Origin of the sequence: Kosakonia oryzendophytica, from assembly GCF_027886705.1 — a bacterium.
Lineage (GTDB): Bacteria > Pseudomonadota > Gammaproteobacteria > Enterobacterales > Enterobacteriaceae > Kosakonia > Kosakonia oryzendophytica.
This window is the reverse complement of record NZ_CP115659.1, coordinates 3,512,513-3,530,740: the sequence shown is the minus strand read 5'-3', so window position 1 is coordinate 3,530,740 and position 18,228 is coordinate 3,512,513. Positions and strand designations below refer to the sequence as shown.

General features: G+C 53.7%; 18 protein-coding genes and 5 tRNA genes. 14 read left to right on the top strand and 9 right to left on the bottom strand.

The features are described from left to right. Window positions 1-25 precede the first annotated feature (25 nt). The 10 genes from tolB (at window position 26) to pnuC (ending at window position 5,528) form a co-directional block, all read left to right on the top strand. Window positions 26-1,318: a Tol-Pal system beta propeller repeat protein TolB gene (tolB, locus tag O9K67_RS17135; RefSeq protein ID WP_061494502.1), complete on the top strand. Its 1,293-nt coding sequence runs from the start codon at window positions 26-28 to the stop codon at window positions 1,316-1,318. Window positions 1,319-1,352: 34 nt separating this feature from the next. Next, complete coding sequence (gene pal / locus O9K67_RS17130; protein ID WP_061494503.1) at window positions 1,353-1,865, top strand: peptidoglycan-associated lipoprotein Pal; 513 nt, start codon at window positions 1,353-1,355, stop codon at window positions 1,863-1,865. Between the two features lie 9 nt (window positions 1,866-1,874). Next, a complete protein-coding gene (gene cpoB, locus O9K67_RS17125) occupies window positions 1,875-2,681 on the top strand; it encodes a cell division protein CpoB (protein ID WP_061494504.1) in 807 nt (268 codons plus the stop codon). Between the two features lie 165 nt (window positions 2,682-2,846). Beyond that, window positions 2,847-2,922, top strand: a tRNA-Lys gene (locus tag O9K67_RS17120). A 127-nt stretch (window positions 2,923-3,049) separates the two neighbouring features. After that, window positions 3,050-3,125 (top strand) — tRNA-Val (locus O9K67_RS17115). 3 nt (window positions 3,126-3,128) lie between these two features. Continuing rightward, window positions 3,129-3,204: transfer RNA gene (locus O9K67_RS17110), tRNA-Lys, on the top strand. Window positions 3,205-3,251: 47 nt separating this feature from the next. Next, window positions 3,252-3,327 (top strand) — tRNA-Lys (locus O9K67_RS17105). A 42-nt stretch (window positions 3,328-3,369) separates the two neighbouring features. Then, window positions 3,370-3,445 (top strand) — tRNA-Lys (locus O9K67_RS17100). A 281-nt stretch (window positions 3,446-3,726) separates the two neighbouring features. Beyond that, window positions 3,727-4,770, top strand: coding sequence for a quinolinate synthase NadA (gene nadA, locus O9K67_RS17095; protein WP_061499901.1), 1,044 nt, complete (start codon window positions 3,727-3,729; stop codon window positions 4,768-4,770). A 38-nt stretch (window positions 4,771-4,808) separates the two neighbouring features. Beyond that, entirely contained in the window at window positions 4,809-5,528 is a 720-nt protein-coding gene (gene pnuC / locus O9K67_RS17090) for a nicotinamide riboside transporter PnuC (protein WP_061494505.1), read from the top strand. On the opposite strand, the gene zitB is transcribed toward pnuC, so the two are convergent. Both zitB and O9K67_RS17080 read right to left on the bottom strand, forming a co-directional pair. Next, window positions 5,525-6,457 carry a CDF family zinc transporter ZitB gene (zitB, locus tag O9K67_RS17085; protein ID WP_061494506.1) on the bottom strand — a complete coding sequence of 311 codons (933 nt, stop codon included), beginning with the start codon at window positions 6,455-6,457 and terminating at the stop codon, window positions 5,525-5,527. The two genes, pnuC and zitB, sit on opposite strands and share 4 nt — an antisense overlap. Window positions 6,458-6,567: 110 nt before the next feature. Next, a complete protein-coding gene (locus O9K67_RS17080; RefSeq protein ID WP_061494507.1) occupies window positions 6,568-6,969 on the bottom strand; it encodes a protein YbgS in 402 nt (133 codons plus the stop codon). A 318-nt stretch (window positions 6,970-7,287) separates the two neighbouring features. On the opposite strand from O9K67_RS17080, the gene aroG reads away from it, so the two are divergent. Further along, the gene (gene aroG, locus O9K67_RS17075) at window positions 7,288-8,340 is read left to right on the top strand and encodes a 3-deoxy-7-phosphoheptulonate synthase AroG (protein WP_061494508.1); all 1,053 of its coding nucleotides are present in this window, start codon (window positions 7,288-7,290) and stop codon (window positions 8,338-8,340) included. A 56-nt stretch (window positions 8,341-8,396) separates the two neighbouring features. Here aroG and gpmA read toward each other — a convergent pair whose 3' ends face one another. From gpmA to modE, 7 genes are all read right to left on the bottom strand, one after another. Continuing rightward, window positions 8,397-9,149, bottom strand: coding sequence for a 2,3-diphosphoglycerate-dependent phosphoglycerate mutase (gene gpmA / locus O9K67_RS17070; RefSeq protein WP_061494509.1), 753 nt, complete (start codon window positions 9,147-9,149; stop codon window positions 8,397-8,399). 206 nt (window positions 9,150-9,355) lie between these two features. After that, window positions 9,356-10,396 carry a galactose-1-epimerase gene (gene galM, locus O9K67_RS17065; protein ID WP_061494510.1) on the bottom strand — a complete coding sequence of 347 codons (1,041 nt, stop codon included), beginning with the start codon at window positions 10,394-10,396 and terminating at the stop codon, window positions 9,356-9,358. Continuing rightward, window positions 10,390-11,538, bottom strand: coding sequence for a galactokinase (gene galK, locus O9K67_RS17060; RefSeq protein WP_061494511.1), 1,149 nt, complete (start codon window positions 11,536-11,538; stop codon window positions 10,390-10,392). Before galK ends, galM begins: the two co-directional genes overlap by 7 nt. A 2-nt stretch (window positions 11,539-11,540) precedes the next feature. After that, entirely contained in the window at window positions 11,541-12,587 is a 1,047-nt protein-coding gene (gene galT, locus O9K67_RS17055) for a galactose-1-phosphate uridylyltransferase (RefSeq protein ID WP_061494512.1), read from the bottom strand. A gap of 10 nt (window positions 12,588-12,597) precedes the next feature. Next, on the bottom strand, window positions 12,598-13,614 hold the full coding sequence (galE, locus tag O9K67_RS17050; RefSeq protein WP_061494513.1) for a UDP-glucose 4-epimerase GalE: 1,017 nt from the start codon (window positions 13,612-13,614) through the stop codon (window positions 12,598-12,600). 337 nt (window positions 13,615-13,951) lie between these two features. Next, on the bottom strand, window positions 13,952-15,421 hold the full coding sequence (modF, locus tag O9K67_RS17045) for a molybdate ABC transporter ATP-binding protein ModF (protein WP_061494514.1): 1,470 nt from the start codon (window positions 15,419-15,421) through the stop codon (window positions 13,952-13,954). A gap of 67 nt (window positions 15,422-15,488) precedes the next feature. Further along, the gene (gene modE, locus O9K67_RS17040; RefSeq protein ID WP_061494515.1) at window positions 15,489-16,277 is read right to left on the bottom strand and encodes a molybdenum-dependent transcriptional regulator; all 789 of its coding nucleotides are present in this window, start codon (window positions 16,275-16,277) and stop codon (window positions 15,489-15,491) included. A 164-nt stretch (window positions 16,278-16,441) separates the two neighbouring features. Here modE and O9K67_RS17035 point away from each other — a divergent pair, with 164 nt between their 5' ends. The 3 genes from O9K67_RS17035 to modB all read left to right on the top strand — a co-directional run bounded on the left by O9K67_RS17035 (window position 16,442) and on the right by modB (window position 18,227). Next, window positions 16,442-16,591 carry an AcrZ family multidrug efflux pump-associated protein gene (locus tag O9K67_RS17035; RefSeq protein WP_071889949.1) on the top strand — a complete coding sequence of 50 codons (150 nt, stop codon included), beginning with the start codon at window positions 16,442-16,444 and terminating at the stop codon, window positions 16,589-16,591. A gap of 173 nt (window positions 16,592-16,764) precedes the next feature. Further along, the gene (gene modA / locus O9K67_RS17030) at window positions 16,765-17,541 is read left to right on the top strand and encodes a molybdate ABC transporter substrate-binding protein (RefSeq protein WP_061494516.1); all 777 of its coding nucleotides are present in this window, start codon (window positions 16,765-16,767) and stop codon (window positions 17,539-17,541) included. After that, window positions 17,538-18,227: a molybdate ABC transporter permease subunit gene (gene modB / locus O9K67_RS17025; protein ID WP_061494517.1), complete on the top strand. Its 690-nt coding sequence runs from the start codon at window positions 17,538-17,540 to the stop codon at window positions 18,225-18,227. The genes modA and modB overlap by 4 nt, the downstream gene beginning before the upstream one ends. Window position 18,228: the final 1 nt, after the last annotated feature.

The window sequence follows — 18,228 nt, the reverse complement described above, 5'->3', positions numbered from 1 at the left end:
TTTCCGCCCGGATAAGGGAGATATGATGAAGCAGGCATTACGTGTTGCATTTGGTTTTCTGATGCTGTGGGCAGCGGTGCTGCATGCAGAAGTACGTATCGAGATCACCCAGGGGGTGGACTCGGCACGCCCGATTGGCGTTGTGCCATTCCAGTGGGCTGGTCCTGGCGCTGCGCCTGAAGATGCAGGCGGCATTGTTGCGGCAGATCTGCGCAACAGCGGCAAATTCAATCCACTCGATCGTTCCCGTCTGCCGCAGCAACCGGGTAGCGCTCAGGAAGTTCAGCCTGCCGCATGGTCGGCGCTGGGCATCGATGCAGTGATCGTTGGTCAGGTAACCCCGAATCCTGACGGCAGCTACAACGTTGCTTATCAGCTGGTTGATACCGGTGGTGCACCGGGTACCGTGCTGGCGCAGAACTCCTTTAAAGTGAACAAACAGTGGCTGCGTTACGCTGCTCATGCTGCCAGCGACGAAGTGTTCGAAAAACTGACAGGCATTAAAGGCGCGTTCCGTACCCGTATCGCTTACGTGGTGCAAACCGCAAACAGCCAGTTCCCCTATGAACTGCGCGTTTCCGACTACGATGGTTACAATCAGTTCCTGGTGCACAAGTCGCCGCAGCCGCTGATGTCTCCGGCGTGGTCTCCGGACGGTTCCAAACTGGCTTACGTAACCTTCGAAAGCGGTCGTTCCGCGCTGGTTATCCAGACTCTGGCGAATGCCAGCATCCGTCAGGTTGCTTCATTCCCGCGTCATAACGGTGCGCCTGCATTCTCTCCGGACGGTTCTAAGCTGGCGTTTGCACTCTCTAAAAGCGGTAGTCTGAATATCTATGTGATGGACGTCGGTTCTGGCCAGATTCGCCAGGTAACGGATGGTCGCAGTAACAACACCGAACCGACCTGGTTCCCGGATAGCCAGAACCTGGCCTTTACGTCTGACCAGGCTGGTCGTCCGCAGGTGTATAAAGTGAGTGTTAACGGTGGTGGCGCGCAGCGTATTTCCTGGCAGGGTTCTCAGAACCAGGATGCTGACGTCAGCAGCGACGGTAAATTTATGGTGATGGTGAGCTCTGAAGGTGGTCAGCAACACATCGCTAAGCAGGATCTGGTAACGGGTGGCGTACAAGTTCTGTCGTCAACGTTCCTGGACGAAACGCCAAGTCTGGCACCAAACGGCACAATGGTAATCTACAGCTCTTCTCAGGGGATGGGATCCGTGCTGAATCTGGTTTCTACAGATGGGCGTTTCAAAGCGCGTCTTCCGGCAACTGATGGACAGGTAAAATTCCCTGCCTGGTCGCCGTATCTGTGATAATAAATAGTTGATTATAAAAGGAATCAAGGAAATGCAACTGAACAAAGTGCTGAAAGGCCTGATGCTGGCTCTGCCTGTTATGGCAATCGCTGCATGTTCTTCTCACAAGAATGCAAGCGACCAGAGCGGCGAAGGCATGATGGGTGCTGGCACTGGCATGAACGGTAACGGCAACATGTCCTCCGAAGAACAAGCTCGTCTGCAGATGCAACAGCTGCAGCAGAACAATATTGTTTACTTCGATCTGGACAAGTATGACATCCGTTCTGACTTCGCTGCGATGTTGGACGCACACGCAAACTTCCTGCGTAGCAACCCGTCCTACAAAGTTACCGTAGAAGGTCATGCTGACGAACGTGGTACTCCGGAATACAACATCTCCCTGGGCGAACGTCGTGCTAACGCCGTTAAAATGTACCTGCAGGGTAAAGGCGTTTCCGCTGACCAGATCTCCATCGTTTCTTACGGTAAAGAAAAACCTGCAGTACTGGGTCACGACGAAGCGGCTTACGCTAAAAACCGTCGCGCCGTACTGGTTTACTAAGAGAATTGCATGAGCAGTAACTTCAGACATCATCTGTTGAGTCTGTCGTTACTGGTTGGCATAGCGGCCCCCTGGGCCGCTAATGCTCAGGCGCCAATCAGTAGTGTCGGCTCAGGCTCGGTCGAAGACCGTGTCACTCAACTCGAGCGTATTTCCAATGCTCACAGCCAGCTTTTAACCCAACTTCAGCAACAACTCTCTGATAATCAGGCCGATATTGATACGCTCCGTGGGCAAATCCAGGAAAGTCAGTATCAGTTGAATCAGATTGTTGAGCAGCAGAAGCAAATTCTGTTGCAAATGAACAATCTTGGTAGCGGTGCTGGCGCGGGTCAGACGCAGCAAGCTTCTGGCGCTCAGGGTGGTTCGGCTCAGGCTCCAGCAGCGGATAGCGGCGCAGCAAATACGGGAGCGGCCACTTCTGGCGCACCTGTGCAGAGCGGCGACGCTAATACCGATTACAATGCTGCGATTGCGCTGGTGCAGGATAAATCCCGCCAGGACGATGCCCTCGTTGCTTTCCAGAATTTCGTCAAAAAATACCCGGATTCAACCTATATCCCGAACGCCAACTATTGGCTCGGTCAGTTGAATTACAACAAGGGTAAAAAAGACGACGCTGCATACTACTTCGCCTCTGTGGTGAAGAACTACCCTAAGTCGCCGAAAGCGCCCGATGCGATGTTTAAAGTCGGTGTAATCATGCAGGACAAAGGGGACAGCGCAAAAGCGAAAGCGGTTTACCAGCAGGTGGTCAGCAAATACCCTGGTACCGATGGCGCCAAACAAGCGCAAAAACGCCTTGGTTCGATGTAATGCATAGCGCATGACCAGAAATCGTGTTTTTTCTGGTCTTGTCGCCTGAATCATAAGCAGTCAGGTGATTTACATCGAAATTGTTGTTGCGCTGAATTCTTAAATCAGTAATATATGCCGCCGTTGCCACGGGATATCACATAAACCGGAAGCAATGCAAAAGTTGGGTCGTTAGCTCAGTTGGTAGAGCAGTTGACTTTTAATCAATTGGTCGCAGGTTCGAATCCTGCACGACCCACCAACTTTTGAACAGTAGTGGTAATGCAGAAGGTAAAGGACAACGTTGCGTAGCAACGCCCCGAAAGACGAAGCGAAAGCTGAATCATCCTGTAAGACCCACCACTTTAAGCAGTATCCAGCGTAGTATCGGGTGATTAGCTCAGCTGGGAGAGCACCTCCCTTACAAGGAGGGGGTCGGCGGTTCGATCCCGTCATCACCCACCACTCGGGTCGTTAGCTCAGTTGGTAGAGCAGTTGACTTTTAATCAATTGGTCGCAGGTTCGAATCCTGCACGACCCACCACGTAATGTGGACCAAAGTAAATTTATCTTCGAAGTCACTACCTGTATGGGTCGTTAGCTCAGTTGGTAGAGCAGTTGACTTTTAATCAATTGGTCGCAGGTTCGAATCCTGCACGACCCACCACTTCGGCTGGTGATGGTTAACTTCGAAGAACAATCCCGTAAGGGGTCGTTAGCTCAGTTGGTAGAGCAGTTGACTTTTAATCAATTGGTCGCAGGTTCGAATCCTGCACGACCCACCAATGTAAAAAAGCGCCCTAAAGGCGCTTTTTTGCTTTCTGTTTTCCGATTCGGATAGAGGCAACCACTAACCACCATCCAAAGGGAATGCTCTGCATTTAGCACACCTGGATGCCACAGGTATATCTCGCCGGATCATAACCGCGCACTTTTGAAAATTCCCCACGACATTTTTTGCGTAATCGGCTATCTTGTTTAGTATACAAAACACGCGTGGCGCGACGACGCCATTATGAACCGTTGTTCTGGTTATTTAGTTAAGCAAGCAAAACGAGTAAGCATGATGAGCGTAATGTTCGATCCCGAAGCTGCAATCTATCCTTTCCCTCCTAAACCCGCGCCGTTGCGTCAGGATGAAAAAGCGTTTTACCGCGAAAAAATCAAACGCCTGCTGAAAGAGCGTAATGCGGTGATGGTGGCTCACTACTATACCGATCCGGAAATCCAGCAACTGGCGGAAGAGACCGGCGGCTGTATTTCAGACTCTCTGGAAATGGCGCGCTTTGGTGCGAAGCACCCGGCTTCAACGCTGTTGGTCGCGGGTGTGCGTTTTATGGGCGAAACCGCCAAAATTCTCAGCCCGGAAAAAACCATTCTGATGCCAACGCTCAATGCCGAATGTTCGCTGGATCTGGGTTGTCCGATTGATGAATTTACGGCTTTTTGCGATGCGCATCCCGATCGCACGGTGGTGGTTTATGCCAACACCTCGGCGGCGGTCAAAGCCCGCGCAGACTGGGTTGTTACCTCCAGCATTGCGGTTGAATTGATTGAGCACCTCGACAGCCTCGGCGAAAAGATTATCTGGGCACCGGATCGTCATCTGGGAAGCTACGTGCAAAAACAAACGGGCGCAGATGTGTTGTGTTGGCAAGGCGCTTGTATTGTGCATGACGAGTTCAAAACCCAGGCGCTGATGCGGATGAAAGCGCTGTACCCGGACGCCGCTATTCTCGTACACCCCGAATCACCGCAATCTGTGGTTAACCTGGCGGATGCGGTTGGATCGACCAGTCAGTTGATTCATGCCGCTAAAACGCTGCCGCACTCGCAACTGATTGTCGCCACCGACCGCGGTATTTTTTACAAAATGCAGCAGGCCGTGCCGGAGAAAGAGTTGCTCGAAGCGCCAACAGCCGGAGAGGGGGCGACCTGCCGGAGCTGTGCACATTGCCCGTGGATGGCAATGAATGGCCTGAAAGCGATTGCTGAAGGACTGGAAAATGGCGGTGCAGCACACGAGATCCATGTTGATGCCGCCCTACGGGAAGGCGCTCTGCTGCCACTTAACCGCATGCTTGATTTTGCAGCTACACTACGTTCTTAACATGTTGGCCACGCGTAGTATTACGCTCTGGGGAAAGAATGGATTTTTTTAGTACACAGAATATCCTGGTGCATATTCCGATTGGCGCCGGTGGGTACGATCTTTCATGGATTGAAGCGACAGGAACACTGGCGGGCTTGCTCTGTATCTGGCTGGCAAGCCTGGAGAAAATCAGCAATTACGCCTTTGGGCTTATCAACGTAACCTTATTCGCCATTATCTTCTTCCAGATCCAACTCTATGCCAGCCTGCTGCTGCAGCTCTTTTTCTTTGCGGCAAATATTTACGGCTGGTACGCCTGGTCACGGCAAACGTCGCAAAACGAAGCGGCGTTGCAAATCCGCTGGTTGCCATTATCGAAAGCATTAACCTGGCTGGCGATCTGCGTACTGGCCATTGGGTTAATGACCCTTTTTATCGATCCCGTATTTGCTGTGCTGACGAAGATAGCGGTGGCGGCAATGCAAACCCTGGGGATGAATGTTGCAATGCCAACGCTACAGCCGGATGCGTTCCCGTTCTGGGACGCCTGCATGATGGTGCTTTCCATCGTGGCGATGATCCTGATGACCCGCAAATACGTCGAAAACTGGCTGCTGTGGGTCATTATCAACGTGATTAGCGTGGTGATTTTCGCGCTGCAAGGCGTATGGGCCATGTCGCTGGAGTATATGCTGCTGACCTTTATCGCGCTTAATGGCAGTCGAATGTGGATAAACAGCGCGCGTGAGCGCGGGTCTCACGCGTTTTCTCATTAATGGTGGTGTGAATGGTGAGGGTCAGGCTGCGTCTCGCCCAGGTGGCAGTCTGGCCCGTTACAAGCCTGGTACTCCATCTGTATCGTCACATGCTCAATAGCATAATGATGCATCAGGAAATGCTGGATATCGCCGAGCAGTTTGTCATGATCGTGCGGTGGGATAACCTGCACATGCAGAGTCATCAGCGGTTTTTCTCCCACCAGCCAGACATGAACATGATGGACATCGCGCACTTCCGGTATAGCACGATGCAGGTGGCGCTTGAGCGCGCCAATGTCCAGCGAGCCAGGCGCGCCTTCCAGTAACTCATTGACGCTCTCTTTCAGTAGCCGCCATGCGCTACGCAACACCAGTAACGAAACCAGCACTGACAAGATCGGATCGATTGGCGTCCAGTTGGTGAACAGGATAATCAACGCGGCGATGATCGCGCCAACTGACCCGAGCAAATCGCCCAGCACATGCAGCGCAGCGGCGCGAACATTGAGGTTCTTCTCCTCGCTACCGCGATGCAGTAACCAGAATGCCAGCACATTCGCCAGCAGCCCGGCAATGGCGATCACCATCATTGTTGCCCCTGCAACAGGCTGCGGATGTGAAAAGCGTTGAAACGCTTCCCAGACAATCAGGACGGTGATGAACACCAGCGCAAGCGCGTTGACGAAAGCGGCCAGCGTGGTGAGACGAAGCCAACCAAACGTGCGTTTTGCGCTGGGGGGTTGGCGGGCAAAGTGCACGGCCAGTAGAGCAAAAAGCAGGGCCGCAGCATCGGTCAGCATATGACCTGCATCGGCGAGCAGCGCCAGTGAGCCTGAAAAAAGACCGCCTGCAACCTCAATCAGCATAAAAACAGCGGTTACGCCAAAGGCCAGCGATAAGCGGCGGGCGTTGGCATCGGCCGGGGCGTGCGAGTGTGAATGCGCCATCGTTGTGATCCGTCTCCTTGTTACTCTTAGCGACTTACATCATTGCAGATTTTTACGCCGTGGCGACAAAAAAGGAGAGCCGAAGCTCTCCTTTTTTATTCCTTCACGCCTTACTGTGTGGTGCCGTCCGTTTTGGTATTGACGTCATTATTGCTGCCATTACCGGTTTCAACTTTTTTGTTGATGTCCGGGCAGCGACCATCTTTACACATGGAGTTTTTATGCACCTCATCTTTACTCATATGTTGAGTGGATGAGGTGGTGCCGTTGGGATGCTGCATTGTGCCGCTGTTGCTGTTGCTATCACCGGTATTAATTTTGCTGCTATCGGATTCCTTCGGTACAAGGTTTTGATGCGCATCCGGTGCTGGCTGCCCTGCCGCTGCTGCAGCATTCGCCTGCCCGTTACTGCTGTCTGTGGTACCCGAAGTCGTATCCGCAGCCCAGGCGGCACCGCCTGACAGGGCCAGGGTCGTGGTGAGGAAAAGCGTCGCTAATTTATTCATTTTCATCATGATGCTCCTGTTCTGGTCGTTTTTACCACGCCGTAAGGCGGTAAAAGCAGCGCGAACGAGTAATCACGCTCAGTGGTCGAACATGCCAATGCTTACCGTTACGGCAGCATGGAATAGCGATAAAATGCAAAAATAAAGTATTTACAGTTAAAAAGTGTAGCCCCGATATGGAAGCTTGCTACTTTATGACGCCTTTTCGCGCAATTCCAGGAATTATCCGTTCGAAGTGTAAAATCACGTTTACACTTCATGGCTGACGAGATAGATTGGAAAGATTGCATTCATTACAAAAAGTATGGCGACACTGGAAAGATCATGAATTATCAGAACGACGATTTACGCATCAAAGAGATCAATGAGTTATTACCCCCTGTAGCACTCCTTGAAAAATTCCCCGCCACTGAAAAGGCTGCAAACACGGTTTCCCACGCTCGTAAAGCGATTCACAAGATCCTGCGGGGTAATGATGATCGTCTGCTGGTGGTGATTGGCCCTTGTTCAATTCATGATCCCGTTGCCGCGAAGGAGTACGCCTCACGTTTGCTGGCGCTGCGTGAAGAGCTGAAGGGCGAGCTGGAAGTGGTCATGCGCGTCTATTTTGAAAAACCACGCACCACCGTCGGCTGGAAAGGGCTGATTAACGATCCACATATGGACAACAGCTTCCAGATCAACGACGGTCTGCGAATCGCCCGTAAGTTACTGTTGGAAATCAACGATGCAGGTTTGCCGGCGGCAGGCGAGTTCCTGGATATGATCACGCCGCAATACATGGCGGATCTGATGAGCTGGGGGGCGATTGGTGCACGTACGACGGAATCGCAGGTGCACCGTGAACTGGCGTCAGGTCTTTCATGCCCGGTGGGCTTTAAAAACGGAACCGACGGCACCATCAAAGTGGCGATCGACGCGATCAATGCTGCCAGCGCGCCGCACTGCTTCCTGTCTGTGACCAAATGGGGCCACTCTGCCATTGTGAATACGGCGGGTAACAACGACTGCCACATTATTCTGCGCGGCGGCAAAGAGCCGAACTACAGCGCAAAACACGTTGCCGAAGTGAAAACAGGCCTCAGCAAGGCAGGACTGGAACCGCAGGTGATGATTGACTTCAGCCATGCTAATTCCTGCAAGCAGTTTAAAAAGCAGATGGATGTGGGTAGCGATGTTTGTCAGCAAATCGCCGGAGGGGAAAAATCCATTATCGGTGTGATGATTGAAAGCCACCTGGTGGAGGGCAATCAGAGCCTGGAGAGCGGCGAGCCGCTGGTGTACGGTAAAAGCATTACCGATGCGTGTATTGGCTGGGAAGATACCGATGCGCTTCTGCGCCAGTTAGCGGATGCCGTGAAAGCGCGCCGTCGCTAATTGTTACGCCAATAAAAAAGCGTGGAGATATCCACGCTTTTTTTATGGCTGAACACTTACTTCGCTTTACCCTGATTGGCAACAGCAGCAGCTTTCGCGGCGATCTCATCCGCGTTGCCGAGATAGTAATGTTTCAGCGGTTTGAAGTTTTCGTCGAACTCATACACCAGCGGTACGCCGGTCGGGATGTTCAGTTCGAGGATCTCGTCTTCACTCATGTTGTCCAGGTATTTCACCAGCGCGCGTAGTGAGTTACCGTGAGCGGCGATGATCACACGCTCACCGCTTTTCAGACGCGGCAGGATGGTCTCGTTCCAGTAAGGGATCACGCGATCGATGGTCAGCGCCAGACTTTCGGTCTGCGGCAGTTCTGCATCAGTCAGTTTTGCATAACGCGGATCGTGACCCGGGAAACGCTCATCATCTTTGGTCAGCGCAGGCGGGGTAACGGCAAAACCGCGACGCCACTGTTTTACCTGCTCGTCACCGTATTTTTCAGCGGTTTCTGCTTTGTTCAAACCTTGCAGCGCACCGTAGTGACGTTCGTTCAGTTTCCAGCTTTTTTCGACTGGCAGCCATGCCTGATCCAGTTCGTCCAGAACGTTCCAGAGCGTATGGATGGCACGTTTCAGCACAGAGGTATAAGCAAAATCGAAGGTGTAGCCTTCTTCTTTCAGCAGTTTGCCTGCTGCTTTCGCTTCGCCAACGCCTTTCTCTGACAAATCGACATCGTACCAACCGGTGAAGCGGTTTTCGTTGTTCCACTGGCTTTCGCCGTGACGAACCAGAACCAGCTTAGTAACAGCCATACACTTACTCCTGTGAGCCTGATTGAATGATAACAATTCTCATTATATTGCCGGGGAGAGACCCACGGCAACGATTACCCTTAACCATAGCGAAAATAGCCGCTCAGTGTAAGGTGCTTGTGAATCAGGGGTTGCGATTTTGTCGATAACTGGCGGTTATTTCAGCAAGATGATGAAAAAAAGCCCTCCATGGGGAGGGCGGGGGATTAATGCGGAATAAAGTGATATTCCGTCAGACTGGCATAGACATCGCCGGGGAGTAAAACACAATCCGGTTGCGGGAAATCCGGGCGGTTAGGGCTGTCGGGTAAAAATTCGCTTTCCAGCGCCAGACCTTGCCAGGCATTGTAGGTTTTACCGCCGCGTGCGGGGGTGCCGTCGAGATAGTTGCCGGAATAGAACTGCAGCGCAGGCGCACTGGTATAAACCGCCATTTCCAGCTGCTTGTCTGCTGACCAGACACGGGCTGCTGGTTGGCTGACATCACCCCGGGCCTGCAATAAAAATGCGTGATCGTAGCCTTTCACCGCACGCTGATCGTCATCGGCCAGAAAATCGCACGCCACGGTTTTCGGTTCCCGGAAGTCAAAACTGGTTTGCGACACATTTTTCAGACCGTCGGTCGGCAACCCCATGCTGTCTACCGGCAGATAAGCATCGGCCAGAATTTGCAGGGTATGATTGCGCACATCTGACTGCTCGCCATCAAGGTTAAAGTAAGCATGATTGGTGAGGTTTACCGGGCAGGGTTGATCGGTTGTCGCACGGTATTCGATAGCCAGACGGTGATCGTCACCAAGACGGAAATGTGCTCTGGCATGGACATTACCGGGGAACCCCTGATCGCCATCCGGTGAGTTCAGCACGAACACCACTTCGTTATCATTCTGACGTTCGATGCGCCAGCGGCGCTTATCAAAGCCTTCCGGGCCGCCGTGGAGTTGGTTCTCGCCCTGGCTTGGCGTCAGCGCGTAAGTTCGTCCACCCAGTTCGAAGCGGCTTTTCGCGATGCGGTTAGCATAACGGCCCACGGATGCGCCGAGAAACGCCGTCTGTTGAAGGTAGTGCTCCGGCGTCGCGCAACCCAGCAACGCCTCGCGCACCGAACCATCCTGTAAGGGAACGCGCGCGGATAATAGCGTCGCGCCCCAGTCCATCAGTGTCACCACCATCCCCGCGCGATTGCGCAGGGTGATCAGACGAAAGGGCAGCCCATCGGGGGCCGCTGCAGAGGATTCGTTTAGCACTGTCCTGCTCCCTGTGAAGGTTTGCATACATAGAAGGTTTCTTTGATGCCAGTTTTCGCTTCGTACTGACGCTCCACCGCCTCTTTCACTGCTGGCACCAGTGTTTCCGGCACCAGCGCGACAACACAGCCGCCGAAACCGCCGCCGGTCATGCGCACGCCGCCTTTATCGCCGATGGTGGCTTTGACAATCTCCACCAGCGTGTCGATTTGCGGCACGGTGATTTCAAAATCATCGCGCATCGATGCGTGGGATTCCGCCATCAGCACACCCATGCGCTGCAAATCACCTTTCTCCAGCGCGTCTGCCGCTTCTACGGTGCGGGCATTTTCGGTCAACACATGGCGCACGCGTTTGGCCACCAGCGGATCCAGCTCATGCGCAACGGCATTAAACTGATCGAGACTGACATCGCGCAGAGCTTTTTGCTGGAAGAAACGCGCCCCGGTTTCGCACTGTTGGCGACGGGTATTGTATTCACTGCCCACCAGTGTGCGTTTGAAATTACTGTTAATGATTACAATCGCCACGCCTTGCGGCATGGAAACGGCTCTGGTGCCCAGCGTGCGGCAGTCGATCAGCAGCGCGCTGCCTTTTTTCCCCAGCGCGGAGATAAGCTGATCCATGATGCCGCAATTACAGCCGACAAACTGGTTTTCTGCTTCCTGGCCGTTCAGCGCAATCTGCGCGCCATCCAGCGGCAGGTGATAAAGCTGCTGGAACACCGTACCAACCGCCACTTCGAGTGAGGCGGAAGAGCTCAAGCCTGCGCCCTGCGGCACGTTGCCGCTGATCACCAGATCGGCACCGCCAAAGTTCGCATCCCGTTTTTGCAGGTGTTTAACCACGCCGCGCACGTAGTTCGACCACTGTTGGTTGTCATGCGCGACAATCGGTGCATCAAGAGAGAATTCGTCGCTCTGGTTAGCGTAATCGGCGGCAATCACTCGCACTTTGCGATCGGTACGCGTGGCGCAACTGATCACGGTTTGATAATCGATAGCGCAAGGCAGCACAAAGCCATCGTTATAGTCGGTGTGTTCACCGATCAGGTTAACGCGGCCCGGCGCTTGAATCGTGTGGGTGGCAGGGTAGCCGAATTTTTCAGCAAACAGGGCTTGGGTGATCTCTTTCAGACTCATTGTTATTCTCCGGATTCGCGAAAATGGATGTCACTCACGGCGCGCAGGCGCTCGGCGGCTTGTTCTGCTGTCAGATCGCGCTGAGTTTCAGCCAGCATTTCATAGCCGACCATAAATTTACGCACGGTGGCGGAACGCAGCAGCGGCGGGTAGAAATGGGCATGAAGCTGCCAGTGGTGATTCTCCTCGCCGTTAAACGGTGCACCGTGCCAGCCCATGGAGTAAGGGAATGAGCACTGGAACAAGTTGTCATAGCGGCTGGTCAGTTTTTTCAATGCCAGCGCCAGGTCGCTACGCTGTTCATCGCTTAACCCGGTAATGCGTTGCACATGCGCTTTCGGCAGCAGCAGGGTTTCAAATGGCCAGGCCGCCCAGTAAGGCACAACCGCTAACCAGTGCGCCGTTTCCACGACCGTACGGCTGCCATCTTTCAGTTCACGCTGCACATAATCCACCAGCATCGGCGAGTGATGCGCGGCAACGTACTCTTTTTGCAAACGATCTTCGCGTTCGGCTTCGTTGGGCAGGAAGCTGTTTGCCCACACCTGACCGTGCGGATGCGGGTTGGAGCAGCCCATCGCCGCGCCTTTGTTTTCAAATACCTGCACCCACGGATAGGTTTGGCCCAGTTCAGCGGTTTGCTGTTGCCAGGTGGTGACCACCTCTTCCAGGGCGCTGACGCTCAGTTCCGGCAACGTTTTGCTGTGATCCGGAGAGAAACAGATAACCCGGCTGGTGCCGCGCGCGCTCTGGGTGCGCATCAGCGGATCGGTGCTTTCCGGCGCTTCCGGCGTATCGGTCATCAACGCGGCAAAGTCGTTAGTAAACACGTAGGTGCTGGTGTAATCCGGGTTTTTATCGCCGGTTACACGGGTATTTCCCGGACAGAGGAAACAGTCCGGGTCATGGGCGGGCAGGGTCTGTTTCGCTGGCGTTTCCTGCGCCCCCTGCCAGGGGCGCTTAGCGCGATGCGGTGAAACCAGGATCCACTGACCGGTCAACGGGTTATAACGGCGATGCGGATGATCAACCGGGTTAAATTGCGTCATTGCCTTTCCTTTAATCGGGGTAGCCCTGCGGATGGCGGGACTGCCAGCGCCAGGTATCTTCTGCCATTTCGTCAAGGGTGCGGGTGACCCGCCAGTTCAGCTCTTTATCGGCTTTGGAGGCGTCTGCCCAGTAAGCAGGTAAATCGCCTTCCCGGCGTGGTGCATAGTGCCAGGCCACCGGTTTACCGCAGGCTTTACTGAATGCGTTAACCACATCCAGTACGCTACTACCAACGCCTGCGCCGAGGTTATAAATATGCACGCCTTGTTTGCCCGCCAGTTGCTGCATGGCAGCAACGTGACCGTCCGCCAGGTCCATCACGTGAATGTAATCACGCACACCAGTACCGTCCGGCGTCGGATAATCGCTACCGAAAATCGCCAGTGAATCGCGACGGCCTACTGCCACTTGCGCAATGTACGGCATCAGGTTGTTTGGAATGCCCTGCGGATCTTCGCCCATATCGCCTGATGGATGCGCGCCAACCGGGTTGAAGTAACGCAGCAGGGCGATGCTCCAATCCGGTTGTGCTTTTTGCAGGTCGGTGAGGATCTGCTCGACCATCAGTTTGCTTTTGCCATATGGACTTTGCGGTGTGCCGGTCGGGAAGCTTTCAACATAAGGGATCTTCGGCTGGTCGCCGTAGACCGTGGCGGAGGAACTGAAAATAAAGTTTTTCACGTTGGCGGCGCGCATGGCGCTAATCAGACGCAGCGTACCGTTTACGTTGTTGTCGTAATATTCCAGCGGTTTCGCCACGGATTCGCCAACGGCCTTCAGCCCGGCGAAATGGATCACGGCTTCGATGGCGTGGTCGTGGAGAATTTCCGCCAGTAAGGCTTCATCGCGAATATCACCTTCGACAAACAGAGCGGTCTTACCGCCGAAGCGTTCGATCTCTTTCAGTACGCTACGTTTACTGTTGCAGAGGTTGTCGAGAATGACGACATCATGGCCATTTTGTAGCAGTTGGACGCAGGTATGACTGCCAATGTAACCGCTACCACCTGTAACCAAAACTCGCATATTTTACTCCATTAGGCATATGGTATGAACAAACCTTAGCATAACAGAGAGGTGAAAACTGTGACATGGGATAAAATAGTGGAATCGTTTACACTGAGCTCTCTGTTCGCCGGTTTCGTTGGCAACCGCCGGAAAAACCCCGCAATAACTGGCTTTGCCCGATGATTGTGATAAGTCCGAAAAACCCTTTACTGCTGTGCAGCAAAGCAGCCGATATCAGCAAGTGCCGGAAATCGCCTCGTGCAGGTTATAAGTCATCATCGGCAGTCAGGCAATCAGCCAGGGGGACAAAAAGCCATATTCCAGACGTTTGCCAGGGGTGCGCGCACCCCTGCAATCATTGTGCTGAGAGGTGATAACGGTATCCGTCATCCTGCGGTACAAATTCCAGCCGGTGGGTAATACACGACGGAGCATCCGCTGCGTGGTGGGAAACAAATAACAGTTGGGTATCGCCTTCGCTGATGAGCACATCCACAAAGCGGCGAATTAACTGACGATTAAGCGGATCCAGGCCCTGGAGGGGTTCATCCAGGATCAGCAACGTCGGATGTTTCACCAGCGCGCGAACAATCAGCGCCAGTCGCTGTTGTCCCCAGGAGAGACTATGGAATGGCGCGTCTGCGGTGCGGGCATCAAAACCCAGAATATCAAGCCAACGCTGCGCCAGCTTGTGCTGTTTGTCTGACACCGCCTGGTAAATACCGATCGAGTCAAAATAACCCGACAGAATGACATTACGCACGTTGGTGCTCACGCGGTAATCCAGATGCAGGCTGCTGCTCACATAACCAATATGTTTTTTGATGTCCCAGATTGTTTCACCGCTGCCGCGACGGCGGCCAAACAGCGTCAAATCGTTGCTGTAACCCTGTGGGTGATCGCCGGTTACCAGGCTTAACAGCGTTGATTTACCCGCGCCGTTTGGTCCGACAATTTGCCAGTGTTCACCGGGATTCACCGTCCATGAGAGCTGGTTGATAATCGCGCGGTCGTTGTAAGAGACAACCCCATTCCTGAGCACGATCAGCGGTGCGCCGGGCGTCAGTGTGTTGCGGGCTGGTGGTGCATCCGGCTCGGGTAGTGCTATTCCGGTCAGTTTTTCGCTGTGCGCCAGTTGGGCGATGAGGGCCTGTTGCAACAGGGCGGATTTTTCGCCGGTTTCGGTCAGCGTACAGTCAACCAGTACCCCGGCATGTTGGACAAACGCAGGAATTTCATCAAAGCGATTGAGCACCAGTACCACGGTATAGCCATCCGCATTCAGTTGTGCGAGCAGTTCAGCCAGTTGCTGGCGGGAGTGGACATCCAGCCCATCGAAAGGTTCGTCGAGGATCAACAACTCCGGCTCCGCCATCAGCGCCTGGCAGAGCAGGGTTTTGCGGGTTTCCCCGGTTGAGAGGTATTTAAAACGGCGCTCAAGAAGCGGCGTGATGCCAAATTGCGCTGCCAGATGCGCGCAGCGCTGCGGATCTTTCACCTCATCCTGAATAATATCTGCGGTGGTTCGCCCGGTGTCCTCTTCGCCAGGACTGAGCATATCGGTGTTATTCCGTTGCCACTCGTCGCTGACCAGCTTTTGCAGTTGCTCAAAAGAGAGGCGTGTCAGGCGGTCAAACGTGCACCGGCGCTCGCCTTTCAGAAGCGTCAGGTCTCCGGCGAGGGCGCGGGCCAGCGCCGATTTACCACTTCCGTTTGCGCCAACGAATGCCCAGCTTTCACCCGCGCGCAGGGTTAATTGTTCAAGGTACAGCGTGCGGGTATCACTAAGACGAAACGTGCCTTGCGAAATTTGCAATGATGACATGTTGTATCCCATTTTATGCAGCGTAGAAGTTCAGGGATACGTGCAATGCCGCCGTTTGTCAACGCAATCAGCACAACGTGGCGATAATCACGCGATCGGCATTAAAATATGCCGTGACCTGACGCTGTTCCTGCAAATTATCCACATCCTGCGAGGGTACAATGGCGCAGAGCGTCTGGCCATCCGGCAGCGTCATCAACACTTCGCTCTGCTGTTCGCCGCGTTCAATATGGCTGATGTGCCCGGTCAGTTGGTTATCTGCTCGTGCCGCCTGCTGCGCGTCCTGAGTGATGCTGACCCACGGTGCTTTTAACAGCACCAGCACCTCTTTGCCTTCGTCGAGACCCAGACGTTCGGCACTTTGCGCGGTGATCGCCACTTTAAAGCGGGTGGTCCCGTCCGCAAGCAGGACTTCCACATGTTGCTGAACCTGTTGGCGATCGCGTTTGGTAATGGTGCCAAACCACTGATTACGTGCGCTGGTTTGCAAAGAGAAGCGGGAGATCGCCGCCAGCAGGCTGTTTAATGGCAGTACGTCATCGTCGCTCAGCACATCGAAGGCTTTTTGCTGGATTTGCCCCAGCAGATCATAAAGCTGGATCAAACGCTGGCCGTAGCGGGTGACCACTGCGCCACCGCCGCCTTTCCCCCCGGTTGCGCGATCAACCAGCGTATGTTCGCTCAACTGGTTCATCTCATTAATGGCGTCCCAGGCGCTTTTGTAACTGATATTGGCGTTTTTCGCGCCCTGGCTAATGGAGCCGGTCTCTACAATCTGCTTCAGAAGAGCGATACGGCGTGGATCGGCAAAAAGACGCTGCTGGAGTTTGAGAGTAAGGAGAATTTCAGCCTGCATTACGCAATGTCCTGGCAAAAAGACTATTGTGAAGGAAAAGCGCAATTTAGCCTAGCCTGACGCCGGAGATAGATGGCCGCGTTAAGGATGCAATCGCACAAAAGGCGAGTGTTTTTATCTCTGTTCAGGCTAGAATGCATCATCCACAATATCTGGAGTTGACCATGTTAGAGTTATTGAAAAGTCTGGTGTTTGCCATAGTCATGGTCCCCGTGGTGATGGCGATCATCCTGGGATTGATCTATGGTCTGGGTGAAGTGTTTAACCTCTTTTCCGGCGTTGGCAGCCGCGACCGCACCAGCCAGCAGCGCTAATTCATTTGCTAAAACGCCCGCGAAAGTGGGCGTTTTACGCTCAAGATCGTCCCCTCCCTGCCGATAGTTTTTTCATATGTCCCTCATTCTTGATGGGTATTATCTTCTGACCGGTAAACTCTGATACTATCGTTATGTTTAATTTTATATAACGACACTCACAGGAGTTACGAATGGTACGTACAGGGCTACGCCTTTTTGCCGGGGCGACATTAGCGTTTTCCGTTGCTGGACACGCGCTGGCGGAAGAAGGGAAAATTACCGTTTTTGCAGCGGCGTCATTGACTAACGCCATGCAGGATATCGCGGCGGTTTATAAAAAAGAGAAAAACGTTGAGGTCGTCTCCTCGTTTGCTTCTTCGTCGACGCTGGCGCGCCAGATCGAAGCCGGTGCGCCTGCGGATCTGTTTATTTCTGCAGACCAGAAATGGATGGATTACGCCATAGAGAAAAAAACCATCGACACCGCGACGCGTGAAACCTTGCTGGGTAACAGCCTGGTGGTGGTCGCGCCGAAAAACAGCGCGCAGAGCAATATAACAGTGAATGCCAAAACAGACTGGAACAGTCTGTTGAAAGGCGGACGTCTGGCCGTGGGCGACCCGGACCATGTTCCGGCGGGCCTCTATGCGAAAGAAGCGCTGACCAAACTGGGCGCGTGGGAAACGCTGTCGCCGAAACTGGCTCCGGCGGAAGATGTGCGTGGTGCGCTGGCGCTGGTTGAGCGTAATGAAGCGCCTTTAGGCATTGTCTATGGCTCCGATGCCGTCGCCAGCAAAGGGGTTAAAGTGGTCGGGACTTTTCCGGAAGATTCGCACCAAAAAGTGGAATACCCGCTGGCGATTATCGACGGTCATAAAAACGCGACAGTGACCGCGTTTTATGATTACCTGAAAGGCCCGCAGGCTTCTGAAATCTTTAAACGTTACGGATTTACGACGCACGAATGATATTAACGGATCCCGAATGGCAGGCGGTTCTGCTGAGCCTTAAAGTCTCTTCCCTGGCAGTTGTCTTCAGTTTGCCCTTTGGGATCTTTTTTGCCTGGTTACTGGTGCGCTGCACGTTTCCGGGCAAAGCGCTTCTCGATAGTCTTCTTCATCTTCCGTTGGTCTTACCGCCAGTAGTGGTCGGTTACTTATTGTTGATCGTCATGGGACGACGCGGAGTGATTGGCGAATGGCTGTACGACTGGTTCGGGATGACTTTTGCTTTTAGCTGGCGCGGCGCAGTGCTGGCGGCGGCAGTGATGTCGTTTCCGCTGATGGTGCGGGCTATCCGTCTGGCTCTGGAAGGTGTCGACACCAAACTGGAGCAGGCGGCACGAACGCTGGGTGCCGGGCGCTGGCGCGTATTTTTAACCATAACCTTCCCCCTGACGCTGCCGGGGATTATTGTCGGCACAGTGCTGGCATTTGCCCGCTCGCTGGGTGAGTTTGGCGCGACCATTACCTTTGTTTCCAATATCCCGGGCGAAACGCGCACCATCCCTTCTGCGATGTACACCTTGATCCAGATGCCGGGTGGCGAAAGCGCGGCAGCGCGGCTGTGTGTCATCTCTATTGTTCTGGCGCTGGTGTCATTGCTGATTTCTGAGTGGCTGGCGCGTATCAGTCGTGAACGGGCAGGGAGATAAG